We start from the raw sequence: 19,549 nt of genomic DNA, 5'->3' as shown, positions 1-19,549 counted from the left end.
TTGTCCTGCCCTTATTTAAACTGTTTGAGGAAACGCAGATCGTTTTCGAAGAAGGCGCGTAAATCGGTGACACCGTAACGCAGCATGGTCAGACGTTCCATCCCCATGCCAAACGCGAAACCGGAATAGATTTCCGGGTCGATACCGACATTGCGCAGCACGTTCGGATGCACCATGCCGCAGCCCAGGACTTCCAGCCATTTGCCGTTTTTGCCCATCACGTCAACTTCGGCGGAAGGCTCGGTGAACGGAAAATAGGACGGGCGGAAGCGAATTTGCAGATCTTCTTCAAAGAAGTTACGCAGGAAGTCGTGCAGCGTCCCTTTCAGGTTGGTAAAGCTGATGTTGGTATCGACAATCAGGCCTTCCATCTGATGGAACATCGGGGTGTGGGTCTGATCGTAGTCGTTACGATACACACGGCCCGGCGCGATAATACGGATCGGCGGCTGCTGCTCTTTCATGGTGCGAATCTGCACGCCGGAGGTCTGGGTGCGCAGTAAACGGGTGGCATCAAACCAGAACGTATCGTGGTCCGCACGCGCCGGGTGATGGCCCGGAATATTCAGGGCGTCAAAGTTATGATAGTCATCTTCAATCTCGGGCCCCGTCGCCACCGTAAAACCCAGCTCGCAAAAGAAACTTTCGATACGGTCGATAGTACGGGTTACCGGATGCAGGCCGCCGTTTTCGATACGACGACCGGGCAGCGACACGTCAATCGTTTCTGCCGCCAGACGCGCATTCAGCGCCGCATTTTCCAGATCCGCCTTGCGCGCGTTCAGCGCCTGCTGCACCTGCTCTTTCGCTTCGTTAATAACCGCACCGGCTGCAGGACGCTCCTCAGGAGGCAGTTCACGCAGGGTCGTCATTTGAAGGGTCAGGTGCCCTTTTTTGCCCAAATATTCGACGCGTACATTGTCTAACGCGGCAACATCTGACGCCTGGTTAATGGCTGCCTTCGCACTGGCAACCAGCTCTGCGAGATGTGACATGGTTTTCCTCATTATGTGGCGATAATCATAAGTCGCTCGTCTATACGCAAAATCATTCAGGTTGTATCACAAAACACATAAGTGTTTTAACAGCGCTTGCGCTGCCCCCACAGGGCGAGGCTGCAAGCCGAGTCACGCGGCAAGAGAGCGCATCCTCAGAAGCGTACATCAGTACGTGACTGGGGTGAGCGAATGCAGCCAACACAACGACAACTTGAAGGATAAAGCGTATAAAAAAAGCCTCCACCAGGGAGGCTTTATGCGCTGTTTTTCGTTTCTTCTTTCACGCGCTAGCCTCCTGGATCAGGTGCTAAAGTAAAAAAAGAAGCGGAAAATAGCAGCATTCATGCTTGCGTTACCTTGTAGGGTAAAAACCGGAGAACCTTTATTGAAAAGGGTTACGGATGAATTGTCAACTCATTGACGACATTACAAATAAAAGAGAGGGAGCCAGGCTCCCTCTTTTCACTGGCTTATGCCAGAGCTGCTTTCGCTTTTTCAACCAGCGCGCTGAACGCTACTTTGTCGAATACGGCGATGTCAGCCAGGATCTTACGGTCGATTTCAACAGAGGCTTTTTTCAGGCCGTTGATGAATTTGCTGTAAGAAATACCGTTCTGACGTGCTGCTGCGTTGATACGCGCAATCCACAGTTGACGGAACTGACGCTTACGCTGACGACGGTCACGGTAAGCGTACTGACCTGCTTTGATAACAGCCTGGAAGGCAACGCGGTATACGCGAGAACGCGCACCGTAGTAGCCTTTCGCTTGTTTCAAAATTTTCTTGTGACGTGCACGTGCAATTACACCACGTTTTACGCGAGCCATGTTGCTCTCCTGTATCTATTCTGATTTGCCCTTTACCGCTGTCAACCCAGGACCTGAATTGCCTGGCGTTGAAGCGCGTCAATTGGGCGTAAAAAAGTTAAAAAAATCGTTAACGGCTTATGCGTACGGCAGGCACGCGATAACCAGGCCCAGATCGCCTTTGGAAACCATGGCTTTCGGACGCAGGTGACGTTTACGTTTGGTCGCTTTTTTGGTCAGAATGTGACGCAGGTTAGCGTGCTTGTGCTTAAAGCCACCTTTACCGGTTTTTTTGAAGCGCTTAGCAGCACCGCGTACGGTCTTAATTTTTGGCATCTTAATAACTTCCACTTCGCATTGTTAATTAAACGAAACGTAGGGCGAACAAAATCTGTGAAGCCCGAAGGCTTCACAGAAATGGTTACTTGAAGGCCTTACTGTTTCTTCTTAGGAGCGAGCACCATAATCATCTGACGGCCTTCGATCTTCGATGGGAAGGATTCGACCACTGCCAGTTCTTGCAAATCGTCTTTCACGCGATTAAGCACTTCCATACCGATTTGCTGGTGGGCCATCTCACGACCGCGGAAACGCAGCGTGATTTTGGCCTTATCGCCATCTTCGAGAAAGCGAATCAGGCTGCGGAGTTTTACCTGATAGTCACCTTCATCAGTACCAGGGCGGAATTTAATTTCCTTCACCTGGATAACTTTCTGCTTCTTCTTCTGTTCCTTAGAAGACTTACTCTTTTCATAAAGGAACTTGCCGTAGTCCATGATACGACAAACTGGCGGTTCGGCGTTAGGGCTGATTTCAACTAAATCTACTCCAGCCTCTTCAGCCTTTTCGATCGCTTCTCTCAGACTCACAATTCCCAGTTGCTCACCTTCCAGACCTGTTAAGCGAACTTCCTGGGCGCGAATCTCGCCATTGATACGATTCGGACGTGCCGTTTGAACTCGTTTTCCGCCTTTAATACCTTATTCCTCCAGTTGTTGAAGACTGCGGCTGCGAATCTCTTGTTGCAGCTTCTCGATCACTTCATTTACGTCCAGGCTGCCCAGGTCTTTACCACGGCGGGTGCGAACGGCCACTTTGCCAGCTTCCACCTCTTTGTCACCGCAGACCAACATATAAGGGACACGACGTAAAGTGTGCTCGCGGATTTTAAAGCCAATCTTCTCATTTCTCAAGTCTGCTTTTACACGAATGCCCGCATTTTGTAGTTTCTGCGTCAATTCGTTAACGTATTCAGACTGCGAATCGGTGATGTTCATCACCACGACCTGAACCGGCGCCAACCAGGTCGGGAAGAAGCCAGCGAACTCTTCGGTCAGGATACCGATGAAACGTTCCATTGACCCAAGAATGGCGCGGTGAATCATCACCGGCACTTTACGCTCGTTGTCTTCGCCGACATAGGACGCGCTCAGACGGGACGGCAGTGAGAAGTCCAACTGTACAGTTCCGCACTGCCACGCACGATCGAGGCAGTCATACAAAGTAAATTCAATTTTCGGACCGTAGAAGGCGCCTTCACCCAGTTGATACTCAAACGGGATGTTGTTTTCTTCCAGCGCCACCGCCAGGTCCGCCTCAGCACGATCCCACATTTCGTCGCTGCCGATACGTTTTTCAGGACGAGTGGAAAGTTTGACAACGATCTTCTCGAAGCCAAACGTGCTGTACATATCGTAGACCATACGAATACAGGCGTTAACTTCATCGCGGATCTGCTCTTCGGTACAGAAGATGTGCGCATCATCCTGCGTAAAACCACGCACACGCATCAGACCATGCAGCGCGCCTGACGGTTCGTTACGATGGCAGCTACCGAATTCCGCCATACGCAGAGGCAGATCGCGGTAGGACTTCAGGCCCTGGTTAAAGATCTGCACGTGCCCCGGGCAGTTCATCGGCTTGATGCAGTATTCACGGTTCTCAGACGAGGTCGTGAACATCGCATCTTTATAGTTTTCCCAGTGCCCGGTTTTTTCCCACAGCACGCGGTCCATCATAAACGGACCTTTCACTTCCTGATACTGGTACTCTTTCAGCTTGGAGCGGACGAAAACTTCCAGTTCACGGAAGATGGTCCAGCCGTCGTTATGCCAGAACACCATGCCCGGCGCCTCTTCCTGCATATGGTAGAGGTCGAGCTGCTTACCGATTTTACGATGGTCGCGTTTCGCCGCTTCTTCCAGACGTTGCAGGTACGCATTAAGGGCTTTTTTATCTGCCCATGCGGTACCGTAAATACGCTGCAGCATCTTGTTGTCGCTGTCGCCACGCCAGTATGCGCCCGCGGTTTTCATCAGTTTAAAGTGATGGCAGAAACGCATATTCGGCACGTGCGGACCGCGGCACATATCAATATATTCTTCATGATGATACAGGCCAGGCTGATCGTCATGAGCAATGTTCTCATCAAGAATAGAGACTTTGTACGGCTCGCCGCGTTTCACAAAGGTTTCGCGCGCTTCGTGCCAGCTCACTTTTTTCTTGATGACGTCGTAGTTTTTCTCCGCAAGCTCGTGCATCCGCTTCTCGAGCGCGTCGACATCTTCCTGGGTCAGGGTGCGGTCAAGATCAACGTCATAGTAGAAACCATTGTCGACAACCGGGCCAATCGCCATTTTGGTATTTGGCCAGAGTTGTTTGATCGCATGGCCCAGCAGGTGCGCGCAGGAGTGACGAATGATCTCCAGCCCTTCTTCATCTTTCGCGGTGATGATAGACAGCGAAGCGTCATTTTCGATCAGATCGGAAGCATCCACCAGTTCACCGTTAACACGGCCAGCGATGGTAGCTTTTGCCAGACCCGGACCGATATCCAGGGCAACATCCATGGGGCTTACAGCGTGGTCGTAATGGCGTTGACTGCCATCAGGAAGAGTAATAACAGGCATGTTATGTCCTTATTTGCAGTGGTGACCCATACGCAAGATCACATACAAAGTTTCGATATTTAAAATTACCAAAAAGTAATGGGCTGATTCCCGCTTCACTCTGCGAAATATGTCACGGGTCACCGTAATGGCGACACTGGGCCTACACCCGCTTTTTGATAACACCGTCTGACAGTGTACACGGCATTGCCTGCCGTTCAAAGTCGCAATCACCCTGCCTGGTATGATGTAAATCAATTCACTGAAGCGCAGCAAGTTTTGTTACACTGCCGCCACGAACAAAGACAGACAGGACATGAATGATGCCAACGCAACGCTTCGCAAAAAAACACTGGAAAATGGTGGTGGTGCTTATTGCCATTTGTGGCGCCATGCTTCTTCTGCGCTGGGCGGCAATGATTTGGGGTGAGTGACGGGCGACTTGTTTCAGACGGGCCACGCTGCGAGACGCTTAGAATAATTTACGTTTCATCACGAAAATAAAAAAACCGGTACATCAGGATCCGGTTTTTATAAAGAAAAATAACGAGTAGAACACACGTTGCGGTAATGAAATATTAAGACCATTCACCCGCAACCAACGTATGCACATTAAACGCATCATTCATGCTTTGCCCCGTAGACTGCGAACCCGGTGCGATATTCGAGCCGGCTTCTACGTCAGACGCCTGGGTAATGCCCACGCGCGAGGTGTTGTCTGCGTGCGTTGCGGTCACAGGTTCGGCAGCGAAAGCGCCGAAAGAGAGTGCGGAAAGCACGATCGCCGCACTGGCTGTTTTGATATTATTCATATTGTTTTATCTCTTACTTGAATTAAAATCTGGTATTAAAGGCAATAATCTGCCTGTATCGCTAAGTGTAGATCTGGATCACACTTTTGCCTAGTCAAAATAATTAACAATTCGTGTCAAATAAATTGTATAAAGCAAGGATGTGATAAAGATGGAGAAAATATGAAGAAATGAAAATTTCGAAAAAAATAAAACTCCGGTTGAAAAATAATAATACGGTAGCGCAATTTTAAACGCCAGACTGCATAACAGCCTGGCGGAGTATTACATCTTGTATCCGAGCGATACGGTCGTGCGGCGATCCGTATGCTCCGGTGCTGTTGCTGGCGGTTCGGAGTTCCAGGTAACGTTATACGCCACCTTCAGACCAAAGTGTTCGTTGATGGCGACGTTGAGCGCCGTTTCAGAGTTCAGCGTAGTGTCCTCCGCACCGAACACCGACACACCCTGAGTGAATTTGGTGGTATCGGTCATCTGCCATGCATAAGCGCCTGACGCGTAACCCAGCGGCTGTGTCTCGGTGGTGCCATCGGTGTGCTCGTCGTATCGAACGCCCGGACCGAATTCGAAACGGAAGCTGTGTACGGGGCCATTCAGGAACTGCCGTCCGTAACCGGCGGTGAGAACATCACGTTCGCGATAGCCGTTATAACGATCCGTCAACCAACTGGCCTGACCAAAGAGATAATCGTAGTCGCTTAAGTTAAAACGGCTACGCCCGCCAACGGCATATTTTTCTGAAGAACGCTCATCGTTAGAAGAGGTATTGCTTGCGTTGCCCCACAGCGACCAGGCGGTGGTTTGCCCGTACCATGTCATCGTTGTGTCCGCCGTTAAGGACGAACTTTTGGTATTACCCGACTGCGCCAGATAGCCAGCGTTGAGGTTACCTTCGAAGGGTTTCTTCGCACTTGAGGGATCGTCCATGACAGTAAAAACGGAATCATCGGCAGCTGCATACATTGACGCAAACACGCCACCCGCCAGCAGAAACGCAGCGGGAACTGTCTTTAAAAGCTTCATTTATAAAGAGTCCGTACAACAAAAAAAGAGACCGTTACGGTCCCGGAAACTTTCAGAGGGATCAATGACAAACGCCTCAGGAAAGGTAACAAATTATAAAAAGGCTCGAATAACATAGCAATGAATTCTTATTTCATTTTTTGAATAAGAGAGTTCCCAAAGCATTAAATTGTTTATATATCTTTAAGGCAAACAAATTTAATAAAGAGCCAATAAATCAGCTTGTTATTGACTTCACTTTATGCCTGTTCGGTGCCAGACTGAAATAAGCCTAACAGGAGGAAAAGATGGTACGTATCTACACGTTAACACTTGCGCCCTCTCTCGATAGCGCAACGATCACGCCGCAGATCTATCCCGAAGGGAAGCTTCGTTGTACGGCGCCCGTTTTTGAGCCTGGCGGCGGCGGCATTAATGTTGCCCGCGCCATTGCCCATCTGGGCGGCACCGCTACCGCCATTTTCCCGGCAGGCGGCGCAACTGGCGAACACCTGGTATCGCTGCTGGCTGACGAACACGTTCCAGTGTCGACCGTCGACGCCAAAGACTGGACCCGGCAAAACCTTCATGTTCATGTTGAATCCAGCGGTGAACAGTATCGCTTTGTGATGCCCGGCGCGGCACTGAATGACGATGAGTTTCGCCAGCTTGAAGAGCAGGTTCTGGAGATAGAATCCGGCGCGATCCTCGTTATTAGCGGCAGTTTGCCGCCAGGGGTGAGCGTGGACAAGCTGACTCAGCTTATTACCGCAGCCCAAAAACAGGGCATTCGCTGCATTATTGATAGCTCCGGCGAGGCGCTGACCGCGGCGCTGGCGATCGGCAATATCGAGCTGGTAAAGCCCAATCAGAAGGAACTGAGCGCGCTGGTTAACCGTGAGCTGACCCAACCCGATGACGTGCGTAAAGCGGCGGAAGAGATCGTTCGTAACGGTAAAGCCCGTCGCGTCGTCGTTTCTCTTGGTCCTCAGGGGGCGCTGGGCGTGGACGGTAAAAGCTGCGTGCAGGTCGTTCCACCGCCGGTAAAAAGCCAGAGCACCGTTGGCGCAGGCGACAGCATGGTGGGCGCCATGACCCTAAAACTGGCGGAAGACGCTTCGCTGGAGGATATGGTGCGCTTTGGCGTCGCGGCAGGTAGCGCGGCGACAATCAATCAGGGAACGCGGTTGTGTTCTCATGAGGACACACAAAAAATCTACGCCTGGCTCTCACAAGCCTGATGCTCTCCCCCTCGTCCTGAGGGGGATGCGTTACACCTGTCGGCATCCGCATTCACCGACTATGCTAAAAAAGCATGTATTTACAAAGAGGTGTCAAATGGCCAGTGGGGATATCACCCGGTACATCGTTACCGTCAAGTTTCATGAAGATTCATTAACCGAAATCAACGAGCTTAACAACCATTTCACCCGCGCGGGTTTTCTGCTCACGCTAACCGACGAAGACGGCAATGTGCATGAACTGGGCACAAACACGTTTGGGGTGATCAGCGCGCAAAGCCCGGATGAGGTAAAAGCTCTCGCGACCGGACTGGCGGAAAGCGCGTTAAACAAAACGCCCGATATCACAATAATGACCTGGGACGAATGGCAGAACGGGGAAAAATCATCGCCATTAGCCCGTTAACGCGTCCACGTTGTGCGTTAGTTCGTGTTTTTTCACCGCATTATTGCGCTAACCTTATGATCTGGCAGACAACATGGGGAGAGACATCATGTGGCAGGCTATCAGTCGTCTTTTAAGCGAGCAACTCGGTGAAGGCGAAATCGAACTGCGTAACGAACTGCCTGGCGGAGAAATTCATGCCGCATGGCATGTGCGCTATGCCGGACGTGATTTCTTCGTTAAATGTGATGAACGGGAAGTGCTTCCTGACTTCACCGCCGAAGCCGATCAACTGGAACTGTTATCACGCAGCCATACTGTCACCGTACCAGAAGTCTGGGCGGTGGGAGCCGATCGGGATTACAGTTTCCTGGTGATGGATTATCTCCCTCCCCGTCCGCTGGACGCGCACAATGCGTTTATTCTGGGGCAGCAGTTGGCCCATCTTCATGAGTGGAGCGATCAGCCGCAGTTTGGTCTGGATTTTGACAACGCCCTATCCACTACGCCGCAGCCCAACGCCTGGCAGCGACGCTGGTCGACCTTTTTTGCAGAGCAGCGCATCGGCTGGCAACTGGAATTAGCCGCCGAGAAAGGCATTGCCTTCGGTAATATCGACGCCATCGTGGAACATATTCAGCAACGTTTGTCATCGCATCAGCCCCAGCCCTCTTTGCTGCATGGCGATTTGTGGTCCGGCAACTGCGCGCTGGGGCCGGACGGCCCGTACATTTTCGATCCTGCCTGCTACTGGGGAGACCGCGAGTGCGATCTGGCGATGCTGCCGCTACATACGGAACAACCGCCGCAAATTTATGATGGCTATCAGTCGGTCTCGCCGCTGCCGCTCGATTTTCTCGACAGGCAGCCGGTTTATCAACTGTACACGCTGCTTAATCGTGCCAGACTGTTTGGCGGTCAGCATCTGGTAACAGCACAAAAGGCGCTGGACCAGATTTTAGCGGCCTGACATTCATTCCCGGCGACACTGCGCAGCCCTGCCGGACAGGCGTAAACCGCCCTCCGGCAGGGTTGTTTTATAAAAAGCCGAGCAGAGAAAAAAAGACGTAGCCAAGCGCGATAATAACCACCGGCAGGATATAGAGCGGGAAAATCTGCAGAAAAATGGTGTGGTGCGGTACGACAATGCGCGACTCGATTTGCTCGCGGGTTAGACCTTCACTGCCCTTCGCTTTTTCCAGAATAAGTTGATCCTCAACGCCCTCACGCAGAAAACGGGCCTGGCGGCTCATTCTGGCCCCGGAATCCTGCATTGCCAGCCCCACGAAAATCAGAATAAAAATCAACCAGAACATAATGTTCAGGCTATTCTGGAAATCAGGCGTCGGCGAGTTGTACCAGAACAGATTAAGAAACGGGGTGTTCACCCGCATCATGTCTATCATGACATGGGTAAAATCGAGCATGACGGCATTAATGCCTTCCTGCTTTTCGCTATGCGCATACATAAATTTCAGCGCGGAAATCAAAGTAGAAAGTAATGCTGGTATAAAAATCACCCATCCCAGGATCCGTTTTAGCACCGCTATGCGTCCCGCTTGTTGATACGTCATGAGCTCCCCTTGATAAAGACGCGTCGTTTTGGCTTAAGTCTACCCGCTGATGACTGTTTTCGCTCGATCTTTAAAGACGCTATGATTATTCTCTGACCCCTGAACGCTCTATAAGGAGAGGTGGTAATGACAATTCCGCGTCAAATTCTTGCGGCAATATTCGATATGGATGGCTTGCTGATTAACTCCGAACCACTATGGGATCGGGCTGAACTGGACGTGCTGGCAAGTGTAGGCGTAGATATCACCCGCCGCCATGAACTTCCCGATACGCTTGGACTGCGCATCGACATGGTGGTTGATCTTTGGTTCGCCCAGCAACCCTGGAACGGCCCGAGCCGTCAGGAGGTGACTGAGCGCATTATTCGCCGCGCGATCACGCTGGTCGAAGAGACGCGCCCGCTGCTCCCCGGCGTAAAAGAAGCCGTGGCGCTGTGTAAAGAACAGGGGCTGCTCGTGGGTCTGGCATCGGCATCACCGCTGCACATGCTGGAGAAAGTGCTGACCATGTTTGACCTGCGCGACAGTTTCGACGCCCTCGCCTCGGCGGAAAAACTGCCTTACAGTAAGCCACATCCGCAGGTCTATCTCGACTGTGCGGCAAAACTGGGCGTGGATCCGCTTACCTGTGTCGCGCTGGAAGACTCCGTCAACGGCATGGTGGCTTCTAAGGCGGCGCGAATGCGCTCCATTGTCGTGCCTGCAAAAGAGGACCAACACGACCCACGTTTCGCGCTTGCCAACGTTAAGCTGACCTCACTGACTGAACTTACCGCCGCCGATCTGCGCGGTTGATCACGCACGGGCAGTGTCAGGCACTGCCCGTTTTCCCCATCCCACCAACAAAAATAAAACATTGTTTCATTTTGTATTGTGTTCTGTGTCTTCCTCTTCTATCCTTTTCTGCGGGCAAATAACGAATAACAGCGGGTCGCCGAGGTCACTATGATTTTGAATGCGTTTTCTCTTACAGGTAAAGTCGCTCTTGTTACCGGTTGCGATACCGGACTTGGCCAGGGAATGACCGTCGCGCTTGCCGAAGCGGGCTGCGACATCATCGGGGTGAACCGTAAAATACCCCATGACACCGCCGCCAAAGTCGCGGCGACCGGTCGCCGTTTTTTCGCCATTCAGGCCGATCTCAGTCAGCAAGACCCTCTTGCGGATATCGTCGCGCAAGCCGTCGGGCAGTTTGGTCGTCTCGACATTCTGGTGAATAACGCCGGCATCATTCGCCGCGAAGACGCGCTCAATTTCAGCGAAAAAGACTGGGATGACGTGGTGAATCTGAACCTGAAATCCGTCTTCTTTCTCTCGCAGGCCGTAGCCCGCCAGTTTATTGCCCAGGGTGATGGCGGAAAAATCATTAATATCGCGTCAATGCTGTCGTTCCAGGGCGGGATTCGCGTTCCCTCATACACCGCGTCAAAGAGCGGCATCCTCGGGATAACCCGGCTGCTGGCGAATGAATGGGCGCAGTATGGGATAAACGTCAATGCCATTGCTCCCGGCTATATGGCGACCAATAACACGCAGCAGCTGCGTGAAGACGCAGAGCGCAACAAAGAGATTGTCGATCGCATCCCCGCCGGACGTTGGGGTACGCCGGAGGACCTGCAAGGCCCGGTGGTTTTCCTCGCGTCTCGAGCCTCGGATTACATGAATGGCTACACACTGGCGGTGGATGGCGGTTGGTTAGCGCGTTAATCGCGCAATATTGACAAAGAGTTACAACGTCACCACTTCCGCCTACTGTATAAAAATCCTATACTGTACGAATTAACAGTTTATTGGGTTGTATCATGACGGCGGAAGGTCACCTTCTCTTTTCTATTGCCTGCGCGGTGTTCGCCAAGAACGCCGAGTTGACGCCCGTGCTTGCACAGGGCGACTGGTGGCATATCGTTCCTTCCGCCATCCTGACCTGTCTGCTGCCGGATATCGATCACCCGAAGTCGTTTCTCGGGCAACGGCTGAAGTGGATCTCAAAACCGATCGCCCGGGCGTTCGGGCATCGCGGATTCACGCACAGCCTGCTCGCCGTCTTTGCCTTGCTGGCGACGTTCTATCTGAAAGTGCCAGAGACCTGGATCATTCCGGCGGATGCCTTACAGGGTATGGTTCTCGGCTATCTGAGCCATATTCTCGCCGACATGCTCACCCCGGCAGGCGTTCCACTGCTCTGGCCGTGTCGCTGGCGTTTCCGGTTACCGATCCTCGTCCCGCAGAAAGGGAATCAACTGGAGCGTTTTCTCTGCATGGCACTGTTTGCCTGGGCGGTGTGGATGCCCCAGTCGTTGCCCCAGAACAGTGCGGTACGCTGGTCATCCGACATGATCAATACGCTGCAAATGCAGTTCAACCGCTTTATAAAACATCAGATCGATTAGTAAATCAGCGAAATTGTCATTTTTGGCATAAACAATTCCATTTGAATATAAGAGCCGGTTCACACTTCTGCTACTCTTGCGCCAACAGGCTCGCTCCAGATAGCGAGACGAATAATAAAATCAGGAGAACGGGGATGAATTTTCCATTAATCGCGAACATCGTGGTGTTCGTCATTCTGCTGTTTGCGCTGGCGCAAACCCGTCATAAACAGTGGAGTCTGGCAAAGAAAGTACTGGTTGGTCTGGTCATGGGTGTGGTCTTTGGCCTCGCCCTCCATACTGTTTATGGTTCTGACAGCCAGGTACTCAAAGATTCCGTACAGTGGTTCAACATTGTCGGTAATGGCTATGTACAACTGCTGCAAATGATCGTGATGCCGCTGGTGTTCGCCTCTATTTTGAGTGCGGTAGCCCGCCTGCATAACGCCTCACAGTTGGGAAAAATCAGCTTCCTGACCATCGGCACGCTGCTGTTTACTACGCTTATCGCCGCACTGGTGGGTGTGCTGGTGACCAACCTTTTCGGTCTCACCGCAGAAGGGCTGGTACAGGGCGGCGCCGAAACGGCGCGCCTTAACGCTATCGAAACCAACTACGCCGGAAAAGTCGCAGACCTCAGCGTCCCGCAGTTGGTGCTGTCGTTTGTACCGAAAAACCCGTTTGCCGATCTGACTGGCGCGAATCCGACCTCTATCATTAGCGTCGTGATCTTCGCTGCGTTCCTCGGCGTGGCTGCGCTTAAGCTGCTAAAAGATGACGCGCCTAAAGGCGAGCGCGTATTAACCGCTATCGACACCCTGCAAAGCTGGGTAATGAAGCTGGTCCGCCTGGTGATGCAGTTAACCCCTTACGGCGTACTGGCGTTGATGACCAAAGTCGTGGCGGGCTCCAACCTGCAGGACATCATTAAGCTGGGCAGCTTTGTGGTGGCCTCCTATCTGGGGCTGGCGATAATGTTTGTTGTCCACGGCGCGCTGCTGGGCGTTAATGGCGTCAGCCCGTTGAAATACTTCCGTAAGGTCTGGCCGGTGCTCACTTTCGCTTTCACCAGTCGCTCCAGCGCCGCGTCTATTCCGCTGAATGTTGAAGCGCAAACCCGTCGTCTCGGCGTGCCGGAATCCATCGCCAGCTTCGCCGCCTCGTTTGGCGCGACCATTGGTCAGAATGGCTGTGCCGGTCTGTATCCGGCTATGCTGGCGGTGATGGTCGCCCCGACGGTAGGAATTAACCCGCTCGATCCGGTATGGATTGCCACGCTGGTTGGCATTGTCACCGTCAGCTCCGCTGGAGTGGCGGGGGTTGGTGGCGGCGCAACTTTCGCCGCACTGATTGTTCTGCCCGCAATGGGCCTGCCAGTCACGCTGGTGGCGCTGCTGATCTCCGTTGAGCCGCTGATCGACATGGGCCGTACCGCGCTGAACGTGAGCGGCTCCATGACCGCTGGTACGCTGACCAGCCAGTGGCTGAAACAAACCGATAAAACCATTCTGGACAGTGAAGAAGACGCCGAACTGGCGCATCGCTAAGCGAAAAAACGCCCTTCTTTAACGATAATAACCGCCTTTCGGGGCGGTTTTTTTATGGCGCATTAGTCAGCGATTTCATTTTCCTGCCGTACCTGGTTTGCCCAGCGTTGAGCGGACTCCGGTACGGTAAAGGCGGGCGATCGCTGGAACGACTCACCCAGTAAGACAAACGCGACATATTTTCCACGCAAAATCCACACGTCACGAAACGCTTCCATTTTTATCGCATGTTCAGGCGGCGCGGGTTCCACTCGCGGGACATAGCTAATAACCGGGCGATTTTGTTGGCGTAGAGGTTTCATCATTAATTGCTTCACTAAGACCGATGCTAAAAATCAGAAAAGAACTATCTTAGCCGATTTTTCCCCTGCCCGTCCTGCTCTGCACGTGCGCTTTGCGCGTCGGCTCGCCGTCACCATGCCGTGGTCTTCCGATAGAATCTCCGTGGTGGTCTATAGTTAGTGGGGTTTTAACAAATAAAACGGTCTTTTCAGCCATGAAAAATGGAGACGAGTTCAATGTCGCATAATGACAAAAATCCCCATCCTCATCAGTCCCCTGTCCACGACACCCGTGAATCGCAGCCGGGACTTGACTCTCTGGCGCCTGAGGACGGCTCGCATCGCCCGTCCCCGGAACCCACTCCGCCGGGCGCACAGCCAACGGCCCCCGGCAGCCTGAAAGCGCCGGATACCGGAAATGAAAAGCTGAACGATCTCGAAAGCGTGCGTAAAGGCAGCGAAAATTTCGCGCTCACCACCAATCAGGGCGTGCGTATCGCCGATGACCAGAACTCCTTACGCGCCGGTAGCCGCGGTCCTACGCTGCTCGAAGATTTTATCCTGCGCGAAAAAATCACCCACTTTGACCATGAACGTATTCCGGAACGTATTGTTCACGCGCGTGGGTCCGCGGCGCACGGCTACTTTCAGCCCTATAAAAACCTGAGCGATATCACCAAAGCCGCTTTCCTTTCCGATCCGGACAAAATCACGCCAGTATTTGTGCGCTTCTCCACGGTACAGGGTGGCGCTGGCTCAGCGGACACCGTACGTGACATCCGTGGATTCGCCACCAAGTTTTATACTGAAGAAGGCATTTTCGACCTGGTGGGCAATAACACCCCCATTTTCTTTATACAGGACGCGCATAAGTTCCCGGATTTCGTCCACGCCGTTAAGCCCGAACCGCACTGGGCGATTCCGCAGGGTCAAAGTGCCCATGACACGTTCTGGGACTATGTTTCGCTACAGCCTGAAACACTGCACAACGTCATGTGGGCGATGTCGGATCGCGGCATCCCGCGGAGCTATCGCACCATGGAAGGTTTCGGTATTCATACCTTCCGACTGATTAACGCCGAAGGGAAAGCGACGTTTGTACGCTTCCACTGGAAACCGCTGGCGGGCAAGGCTTCGCTGGTATGGGACGAAGCGCAGAAACTCACCGGTCGCGACCCGGACTTCCATCGCCGCGAACTGTGGGAAGCTATCGAAGCCGGTGATTTCCCGGAATATGAATTAGGATTCCAGCTAATTCCGGAAGAAGACGAATTCAAATTCGACTTCGACCTGCTGGACCCAACCAAGCTTATCCCGGAAGAGCTGGTACCGGTGCAGCGCGTGGGGAAAATGGTGCTGAACCGTAACCCGGACAACTTCTTTGCCGAAAACGAGCAGGCCGCGTTCCACCCGGGCCACATCGTCCCCGGTATTGATTTCACAAACGATCCGCTGCTGCAGGGCCGACTGTTCTCGTATACCGACACACAGATCAGCCGCCTCGGCGGGCCCAACTTCCATGAAATCCCTATCAACCGTCCAACCTGCCCGTATCACAACTTCCAGCGTGACGGTATGCATCGGATGGGCATCGATACTAACCCGGCTAACTATGAGCCCAATTCGATCAACGACAACTGGCCGCGTGAAACGCCGCCAGCGCCTAAGCGGGGAGGTTTCGAGTCTTATCAGGAGCGCGTTGAAGGCAACAAAGTACGCGAACGTAGCCCATCCTTTGGCGAATATTACGCTCACCCGCGCCTGTTCTGGTTGAGCCAGACGCCGGTTGAGCAGTTGCATATCGTCGATGCCTTCAGCTTTGAGCTCAGTAAAGTGGTTCGCGCCTATATACGCGAACGGGTTGTGGATCAACTGGCGCATATTGACATAACGCTGGCGCAAGCAGTGGCGAAGAATCTGGGCATTGAACTGACGCCGGAACAAACGCAAATCGCCCCGCCGCCGGACGTCAACGGACTGAAGAAAGATCCATCGCTGAGTCTTTATGCGATCCCCGACGGTGATATTAAAGGTCGCGTGGTGGGGATTTTACTGAACGGTAAGGTAAAATCCGCCGACCTGCTGGCTATCCTGCAAGCGCTGAAAGCAAAAGGCGTTCATGCGAAACTGCTTTACTCACGCATGGGTGAAGTGGTGGCCGACGACGGTTCTACCCTGACCATTGCCGCCACCTTCGCTGGCGCGCCATCCCTTACCGTCGATGCCGTCATTGTGCCGTGCGGCGATATCGCGGATATCGAAAACAGTGGCGACGCCCGTTACTATCTGCTCGAAGCCTATAAACACCTCAAGCCTATCGCTCTGGCGGGTGATGCACGACGCTTTAAAGCTGTGCTGAATGTCGACAGTCAGGGGGAAGAAGGTCTTGTCGAAGCAGACAACGTGGACGGTCAGTTTATGGATGCGTTGTTTACGCTGATGGCCGCGCACCGCGTGTGGTCACGAACCGGCAAAGTGCCGCTAATCCCGGCGTAATCAATAAGTAAAAAATGCGGCGCATTGTGTATGCGCCGCAAACTCAGGCACTACACATCAAGAAAACTGCCCAGACGGTAGCCGCGTTCCACAATCGCCTTCCTCAGCGACGGGGACGTCAGTACCTCCAGTTCAGTCAGGCGGGGATAACAGTAGGCGCTTTGACGAATCACATTGTCGATAAACGCCGGATGACACATCACTTCCAGTGAAGCCTCCCCACGCGCCGCAGAGGCGTCCAGAACGTGCAGAAACAACGCTTCGGATATCGCTTCACCGTAAAACTCGCTGCTAAACCCTTGCGAACTTCGCAACGTTGCCGGCAGGTCCGCGGCATTAAACACCGGCTGGCGGTCAATACGCAGCGCCACTCCCCGTTCGGCGGCAAAACGCGCGACGACAGGAAAAATTTGCGGGAACATATGCACGTGATGATGGCTGTCCAGATGCGTAGGCTCCCGCCCAAACAGATCGATAAAACGCTGATACTGACACTCCAGTTCGCTGGCGATTTCATCCAGCGGCAGCGTATCCTCTTCCGCCATCTGCCAGATCCATTTCCCCAGACGCCCTTCCCGGGTCAGCCCTGGCATCCTGGTTAACGGGGCGCCGAGCGTCAGAACAAAGTGCATCCCGACGGCCAGTGACGGATGTTCGCGGCTTAACTGCGCCGCATGCTCAATGGCCTCGCCGTTCACCAGCGCCGTGGTGGAAGTCACCACCCCATGGCGACAGGCCTCAATGATGCCGTAGTTTTGTCCTTTGCTCAGGCCAAAATCATCCGCATTGACAATCAGCACGCGTTCCATAGTCAACCTCTTTAGTGTTGTGCGCCTTTCAGTTTTTCAATACAGCCAGCAAAGTTAGGCAGCCACTTTTCATGCGCCAGGATCAGCTCACGCGCCAGGGTTTCCGCATCGCGATCCGAATGGACCAGCGGACTGAGGTTAAGCGCCAGCAGCACGTCGTTAAACTCACCGCTCAACGCTGCCTTGCTGGCCGCCACTTCAAAGCCCTTGATGGTATAGATAAGCCCCAGCACTTTTTCGTCAAAATGGGTGATTCGCGGATGCGGCTTCGCGCCGTCGCGGCCCAATGTACAGGTCATTTCCACCGCCCAGTCCGCCGGAATGTTATCAACGTGCCCGTGATGCGGAACGTTGACATAATGTTCAGTCTGTTTGTCGTTGAAAATGGCGTTAATCACTTCGCACGCAGCATCAGAGTAGTAAGCGCCGCCGCGCTGCTCCAGCTCTTTCGGCTTCACGTTCAGCTCCGGATTTTTGTACAGATCAAACAGCTGTTTCTCAACTTTCTGCACTACCTGCGCGCGCGCGCCGCCCTTGTAGTATTCGCCCATTTCAATGGCCAGCATCTCTTTCTGCTTGAAGTAATACAGCAGATACGAGCACGGCAGCAGATTCAATGAGCGAATCAGACCTTCACTGAACGGCAGATCAAAAATGTTCTTCACGCCGGACGCTTTAAGCTGACCGGAAGCGACGCCATCCAGCAGTTCAGCAAAGCGCGACTCCCCGTTGACGAACACATCTTTGATGAACACCATGTGGTTCAGGCCAAACAGATCGATAGACAGCGCATCGCTCTCTTTCAGTCCCAGCACATCGCCGATGAACATTTTCATGCCGACAGGAATGTTGCACACCCCAATGAAGCGCTTAAAGTTGGTGTGGCGATACACCGCTTCGGTCACCATACCCGCCGGGTTAGTGAAGTTAATGACCCACGCATTCGGGCAAAGTTCTTCCACATCCTTAATGATGTCAAAAATCACCGGAATGGTGCGCAGGCCCTTAAACAGACCGCCTGCGCCATTGGTTTCTTGTCCCAGGTACCCCTGGCTCAGCGGAATGCGTTCATCCAGCTCGCGGGCTTTCAATTGTCCGACGCGCAGCTGGGTGGTTACAAAGTCTGCATCTTTCAGCGCTTCGCGGCGATCGAGGGTTTTAAAAACCTTCATCGGCACCCCCGCTTTCTCAACCATGCGCTGACACAGGCGGTAGATGATATCCAGCTTCTCTTCGCCGCCTTCCACGTCAACCAGCCACAATTCAGAGACCGGCAGCTCATGATAGCGCTTAATAAAGCCTTCGAGTAATTCTGGGGTATAGCTGCTCCCGCCACCAATAGTGACGACTTTTAATTTCTGGCTCATAATTTCTCCCTTCAGTGTCAGACACTGGCGTGAATTATGCTCGGCCCTTTTTTCAGGTGTAACGCGGGGGTCCCGCGTTAATATTGGGCAAGCTTTAAAATCAGGTTATTGAATAAAGTTTTTACTGATTATATTGCGTCAGTTTTTTTCGATAGCTGTTTGGCGTAAACGACGTCATTTTTTTAAACGTTTTAATGAACAAACTTGGGCTACTGTATCCGGCCTCGTAGGCGATATCCGTTACGGAGTAGTTCGTCATCTCCAGCTGTTTTTTGGCAAAGTTAATACGAATTTCGTTAATTAACTGCATCGGCGTTTTTCGATAATAACGCTGCGTCGCTCGCGTCAGGTATTCCTGGGATTTTGCGGACAGGGAAACCATATTTTCCAGCGCATTTTCACCAAACTGCTCTTTATTGTGCATGGTTTCGACAGTGGCTTTTAACCACTGCGGAATATCATCCAGCACCTGTTCCTCACGATAATGACGCAGGCGGTTGATAATGTAGAAGGTGACCACTTCCACAAATTCCTCCAGCCCGGTATCTCGAAAGTTGAGCGAGGCAATCACTGTTTCGACATAGGTTAAAAATGCGCTGTTGGTGCGATAGACCTGCGATGCCACAAAACAATACGGCATGAGCGGGCTATAGTGCTGTTCAAAAAAACGTTTGCTGATGCCGACGTTAAGAATACGCGTGGCGCCGAACTCGTAAAAACTCTGGTGATGAGAACCCAGCGGGACAAACACAAAGTCCCCCCGCTCCAGCAGCACACGCTTACCATTAATCTCCTGGTAATAGCGGCCGGTGAGCACCAGCGTAAACTCATAGTAGTCGTGCTGATGCAAGCCGCAGGCGCTCTCTGTCTTGTTATAGATAAAGACGTGGAAATTTTTGCCATTAAACAGTTGCTGTTCGCGGGCAACGGTGATTTCCGGTACGGTAGCGGTAGCCTGCAGTTGCATCATCAAC

22 protein-coding genes and 1 other annotated feature are annotated in these 19,549 nt (G+C 52.7%); of the genes, 9 read left to right on the top strand and 13 right to left on the bottom strand.

Annotated features, from left to right (window positions below; translation table 11 throughout):
• Nucleotides 1-11: 11 nt before the first annotated feature.
• The 6 genes from pheS to thrS form a co-directional block, all read right to left on the bottom strand.
• Complete coding sequence (gene pheS / locus OOJ60_RS03605) at nucleotides 12-995, bottom strand: phenylalanine--tRNA ligase subunit alpha (protein WP_205611946.1); 984 nt, start codon at nucleotides 993-995, stop codon at nucleotides 12-14.
• Nucleotides 996-1,225: 230 nt separating this feature from the next.
• Nucleotides 1,226-1,348 (bottom strand) — a sequence feature (Phe leader region).
• Nucleotides 1,299-1,343: a pheST operon leader peptide PheM gene (gene pheM, locus OOJ60_RS03600; protein ID WP_001386830.1), complete on the bottom strand. Its 45-nt coding sequence runs from the start codon at nucleotides 1,341-1,343 to the stop codon at nucleotides 1,299-1,301. It overlaps the preceding feature by 45 nt.
• Nucleotides 1,349-1,468: 120 nt before the next feature.
• Nucleotides 1,469-1,825, bottom strand: a complete 357-nt coding sequence (gene rplT, locus OOJ60_RS03595; protein WP_000124849.1) for a 50S ribosomal protein L20 — start codon at nucleotides 1,823-1,825, stop codon at nucleotides 1,469-1,471.
• A gap of 117 nt (nucleotides 1,826-1,942) precedes the next feature.
• Entirely contained in the window at nucleotides 1,943-2,140 is a 198-nt protein-coding gene (gene rpmI / locus OOJ60_RS03590) for a 50S ribosomal protein L35 (RefSeq protein WP_001124225.1), read from the bottom strand.
• Between the two features lie 98 nt (nucleotides 2,141-2,238).
• A complete protein-coding gene (gene infC, locus OOJ60_RS03585; RefSeq protein ID WP_042287453.1) occupies nucleotides 2,239-2,781 on the bottom strand; it encodes a translation initiation factor IF-3 in 543 nt (180 codons plus the stop codon).
• Between the two features lie 3 nt (nucleotides 2,782-2,784).
• Complete coding sequence (gene thrS / locus OOJ60_RS03580) at nucleotides 2,785-4,713, bottom strand: threonine--tRNA ligase (RefSeq protein ID WP_042287456.1); 1,929 nt, start codon at nucleotides 4,711-4,713, stop codon at nucleotides 2,785-2,787.
• 302 nt (nucleotides 4,714-5,015) lie between these two features.
• On the opposite strand from thrS, the gene yniD reads away from it, so the two are divergent.
• Nucleotides 5,016-5,126, top strand: coding sequence for a small membrane protein YniD (gene yniD, locus OOJ60_RS03575; RefSeq protein ID WP_120714873.1), 111 nt, complete (start codon nucleotides 5,016-5,018; stop codon nucleotides 5,124-5,126).
• Between the two features lie 144 nt (nucleotides 5,127-5,270).
• Here the strand turns inward: yniD and OOJ60_RS03570 are convergent, their stop codons facing one another.
• Nucleotides 5,271-5,504, bottom strand: a complete 234-nt coding sequence (locus OOJ60_RS03570) for a hypothetical protein (protein WP_042287459.1) — start codon at nucleotides 5,502-5,504, stop codon at nucleotides 5,271-5,273.
• Between the two features lie 264 nt (nucleotides 5,505-5,768).
• Nucleotides 5,769-6,527 carry a DUF481 domain-containing protein gene (locus tag OOJ60_RS03565; RefSeq protein WP_042287461.1) on the bottom strand — a complete coding sequence of 253 codons (759 nt, stop codon included), beginning with the start codon at nucleotides 6,525-6,527 and terminating at the stop codon, nucleotides 5,769-5,771.
• Nucleotides 6,528-6,814: 287 nt separating this feature from the next.
• On the opposite strand from OOJ60_RS03565, the gene pfkB reads away from it, so the two are divergent.
• The 3 genes from pfkB (at nucleotide 6,815) to OOJ60_RS03550 (ending at nucleotide 9,102) form a co-directional block, all read left to right on the top strand.
• Nucleotides 6,815-7,747: a 6-phosphofructokinase II gene (gene pfkB, locus OOJ60_RS03560; protein ID WP_200033092.1), complete on the top strand. Its 933-nt coding sequence runs from the start codon at nucleotides 6,815-6,817 to the stop codon at nucleotides 7,745-7,747.
• 97 nt (nucleotides 7,748-7,844) lie between these two features.
• Nucleotides 7,845-8,153 (top strand): type V toxin-antitoxin system endoribonuclease antitoxin GhoS, encoded by a 309-nt coding sequence (gene ghoS, locus OOJ60_RS03555; protein WP_060569664.1) that lies wholly within the window; start codon nucleotides 7,845-7,847, stop codon nucleotides 8,151-8,153.
• Nucleotides 8,154-8,241: 88 nt separating this feature from the next.
• Entirely contained in the window at nucleotides 8,242-9,102 is an 861-nt protein-coding gene (locus tag OOJ60_RS03550; RefSeq protein ID WP_060569663.1) for a fructosamine kinase family protein, read from the top strand.
• A gap of 67 nt (nucleotides 9,103-9,169) precedes the next feature.
• On the opposite strand, the gene OOJ60_RS03545 is transcribed toward OOJ60_RS03550, so the two are convergent.
• Nucleotides 9,170-9,706 carry a YniB family protein gene (locus OOJ60_RS03545; protein ID WP_042287466.1) on the bottom strand — a complete coding sequence of 179 codons (537 nt, stop codon included), beginning with the start codon at nucleotides 9,704-9,706 and terminating at the stop codon, nucleotides 9,170-9,172.
• A gap of 126 nt (nucleotides 9,707-9,832) precedes the next feature.
• Here OOJ60_RS03545 and hxpB point away from each other — a divergent pair, with 126 nt between their 5' ends.
• From hxpB to tcyP, 4 genes are all read left to right on the top strand, one after another.
• A complete protein-coding gene (gene hxpB / locus OOJ60_RS03540; RefSeq protein ID WP_181821422.1) occupies nucleotides 9,833-10,501 on the top strand; it encodes a hexitol phosphatase HxpB in 669 nt (222 codons plus the stop codon).
• 150 nt (nucleotides 10,502-10,651) lie between these two features.
• Nucleotides 10,652-11,413, top strand: a complete 762-nt coding sequence (gene kduD, locus OOJ60_RS03535) for a 2-dehydro-3-deoxy-D-gluconate 5-dehydrogenase KduD (RefSeq protein WP_205611945.1) — start codon at nucleotides 10,652-10,654, stop codon at nucleotides 11,411-11,413.
• A 95-nt stretch (nucleotides 11,414-11,508) separates the two neighbouring features.
• Nucleotides 11,509-12,096 (top strand): metal-dependent hydrolase, encoded by a 588-nt coding sequence (locus OOJ60_RS03530; protein WP_042287473.1) that lies wholly within the window; start codon nucleotides 11,509-11,511, stop codon nucleotides 12,094-12,096.
• A gap of 134 nt (nucleotides 12,097-12,230) precedes the next feature.
• Nucleotides 12,231-13,622 carry a cystine/sulfocysteine:cation symporter gene (gene tcyP / locus OOJ60_RS03525; RefSeq protein ID WP_042287476.1) on the top strand — a complete coding sequence of 464 codons (1,392 nt, stop codon included), beginning with the start codon at nucleotides 12,231-12,233 and terminating at the stop codon, nucleotides 13,620-13,622.
• Nucleotides 13,623-13,684: 62 nt separating this feature from the next.
• Here tcyP and cedA read toward each other — a convergent pair whose 3' ends face one another.
• A complete protein-coding gene (gene cedA / locus OOJ60_RS03520) occupies nucleotides 13,685-13,939 on the bottom strand; it encodes a cell division activator CedA (RefSeq protein ID WP_072014981.1) in 255 nt (84 codons plus the stop codon).
• A gap of 201 nt (nucleotides 13,940-14,140) precedes the next feature.
• Between cedA and katE the strand changes: the two genes are divergently transcribed.
• The gene (gene katE, locus OOJ60_RS03515) at nucleotides 14,141-16,399 is read left to right on the top strand and encodes a catalase HPII (protein ID WP_205611944.1); all 2,259 of its coding nucleotides are present in this window, start codon (nucleotides 14,141-14,143) and stop codon (nucleotides 16,397-16,399) included.
• A 50-nt stretch (nucleotides 16,400-16,449) separates the two neighbouring features.
• On the opposite strand, the gene chbG is transcribed toward katE, so the two are convergent.
• The 3 genes from chbG to chbR all read right to left on the bottom strand — a co-directional run bounded on the left by chbG (nucleotide 16,450) and on the right by chbR (nucleotide 19,545).
• Complete coding sequence (chbG, locus tag OOJ60_RS03510; RefSeq protein ID WP_205611943.1) at nucleotides 16,450-17,208, bottom strand: chitin disaccharide deacetylase; 759 nt, start codon at nucleotides 17,206-17,208, stop codon at nucleotides 16,450-16,452.
• Nucleotides 17,209-17,219: 11 nt separating this feature from the next.
• Nucleotides 17,220-18,575 carry a 6-phospho-beta-glucosidase gene (locus OOJ60_RS03505; protein ID WP_042287485.1) on the bottom strand — a complete coding sequence of 452 codons (1,356 nt, stop codon included), beginning with the start codon at nucleotides 18,573-18,575 and terminating at the stop codon, nucleotides 17,220-17,222.
• A 121-nt stretch (nucleotides 18,576-18,696) separates the two neighbouring features.
• Complete coding sequence (gene chbR / locus OOJ60_RS03500) at nucleotides 18,697-19,545, bottom strand: transcriptional regulator ChbR (RefSeq protein ID WP_082636792.1); 849 nt, start codon at nucleotides 19,543-19,545, stop codon at nucleotides 18,697-18,699.
• Between the last annotated feature and the right edge of the window lie 4 nt (nucleotides 19,546-19,549).

The sequence above is a fragment of the Citrobacter sp. R4 genome (assembly GCF_026719175.1).
In the GTDB taxonomy this organism is placed as follows: Bacteria; Pseudomonadota; Gammaproteobacteria; order Enterobacterales; family Enterobacteriaceae; genus Citrobacter_A; species Citrobacter_A sedlakii.
Note: the sequence above shows the minus strand (reverse complement) of the source record. Positions and strands in the feature narration are given on the sequence as shown.

Excerpts from the sequence above, each read along its gene's own strand:
- ghoS (WP_060569664.1), top strand. The coding sequence starts at position 7,845 with ATGGCCAGTGGGGATATCACCCGGTACATCGTTACCGTCAAGTTTCAT.
- rplT (WP_000124849.1), bottom strand. The coding sequence starts at position 1,825 with ATGGCTCGCGTAAAACGTGGTGTAATTGCACGTGCACGTCACAAGAAA.
- OOJ60_RS03545 (WP_042287466.1), bottom strand. The coding sequence starts at position 9,706 with ATGACGTATCAACAAGCGGGACGCATAGCGGTGCTAAAACGGATCCTG.
- OOJ60_RS03505 (WP_042287485.1), bottom strand. The coding sequence starts at position 18,575 with ATGAGCCAGAAATTAAAAGTCGTCACTATTGGTGGCGGGAGCAGCTAT.
- chbR (WP_082636792.1), bottom strand. The coding sequence starts at position 19,545 with ATGATGCAACTGCAGGCTACCGCTACCGTACCGGAAATCACCGTTGCC.
- thrS (WP_042287456.1), bottom strand. The coding sequence starts at position 4,713 with ATGCCTGTTATTACTCTTCCTGATGGCAGTCAACGCCATTACGACCAC.
- kduD (WP_205611945.1), top strand. The coding sequence starts at position 10,652 with ATGATTTTGAATGCGTTTTCTCTTACAGGTAAAGTCGCTCTTGTTACC.
- tcyP (WP_042287476.1), top strand. The coding sequence starts at position 12,231 with ATGAATTTTCCATTAATCGCGAACATCGTGGTGTTCGTCATTCTGCTG.
- chbG (WP_205611943.1), bottom strand. The coding sequence starts at position 17,208 with ATGGAACGCGTGCTGATTGTCAATGCGGATGATTTTGGCCTGAGCAAA.
- hxpB (WP_181821422.1), top strand. The coding sequence starts at position 9,833 with ATGACAATTCCGCGTCAAATTCTTGCGGCAATATTCGATATGGATGGC.
- yniD (WP_120714873.1), top strand. The coding sequence starts at position 5,016 with ATGCCAACGCAACGCTTCGCAAAAAAACACTGGAAAATGGTGGTGGTG.
- katE (WP_205611944.1), top strand. The coding sequence starts at position 14,141 with ATGTCGCATAATGACAAAAATCCCCATCCTCATCAGTCCCCTGTCCAC.
- pfkB (WP_200033092.1), top strand. The coding sequence starts at position 6,815 with ATGGTACGTATCTACACGTTAACACTTGCGCCCTCTCTCGATAGCGCA.
- OOJ60_RS03565 (WP_042287461.1), bottom strand. The coding sequence starts at position 6,527 with ATGAAGCTTTTAAAGACAGTTCCCGCTGCGTTTCTGCTGGCGGGTGGC.
- OOJ60_RS03530 (WP_042287473.1), top strand. The coding sequence starts at position 11,509 with ATGACGGCGGAAGGTCACCTTCTCTTTTCTATTGCCTGCGCGGTGTTC.
- OOJ60_RS03550 (WP_060569663.1), top strand. The coding sequence starts at position 8,242 with ATGTGGCAGGCTATCAGTCGTCTTTTAAGCGAGCAACTCGGTGAAGGC.
- pheS (WP_205611946.1), bottom strand. The coding sequence starts at position 995 with ATGTCACATCTCGCAGAGCTGGTTGCCAGTGCGAAGGCAGCCATTAAC.
- OOJ60_RS03570 (WP_042287459.1), bottom strand. The coding sequence starts at position 5,504 with ATGAATAATATCAAAACAGCCAGTGCGGCGATCGTGCTTTCCGCACTC.
- rpmI (WP_001124225.1), bottom strand. The coding sequence starts at position 2,140 with ATGCCAAAAATTAAGACCGTACGCGGTGCTGCTAAGCGCTTCAAAAAA.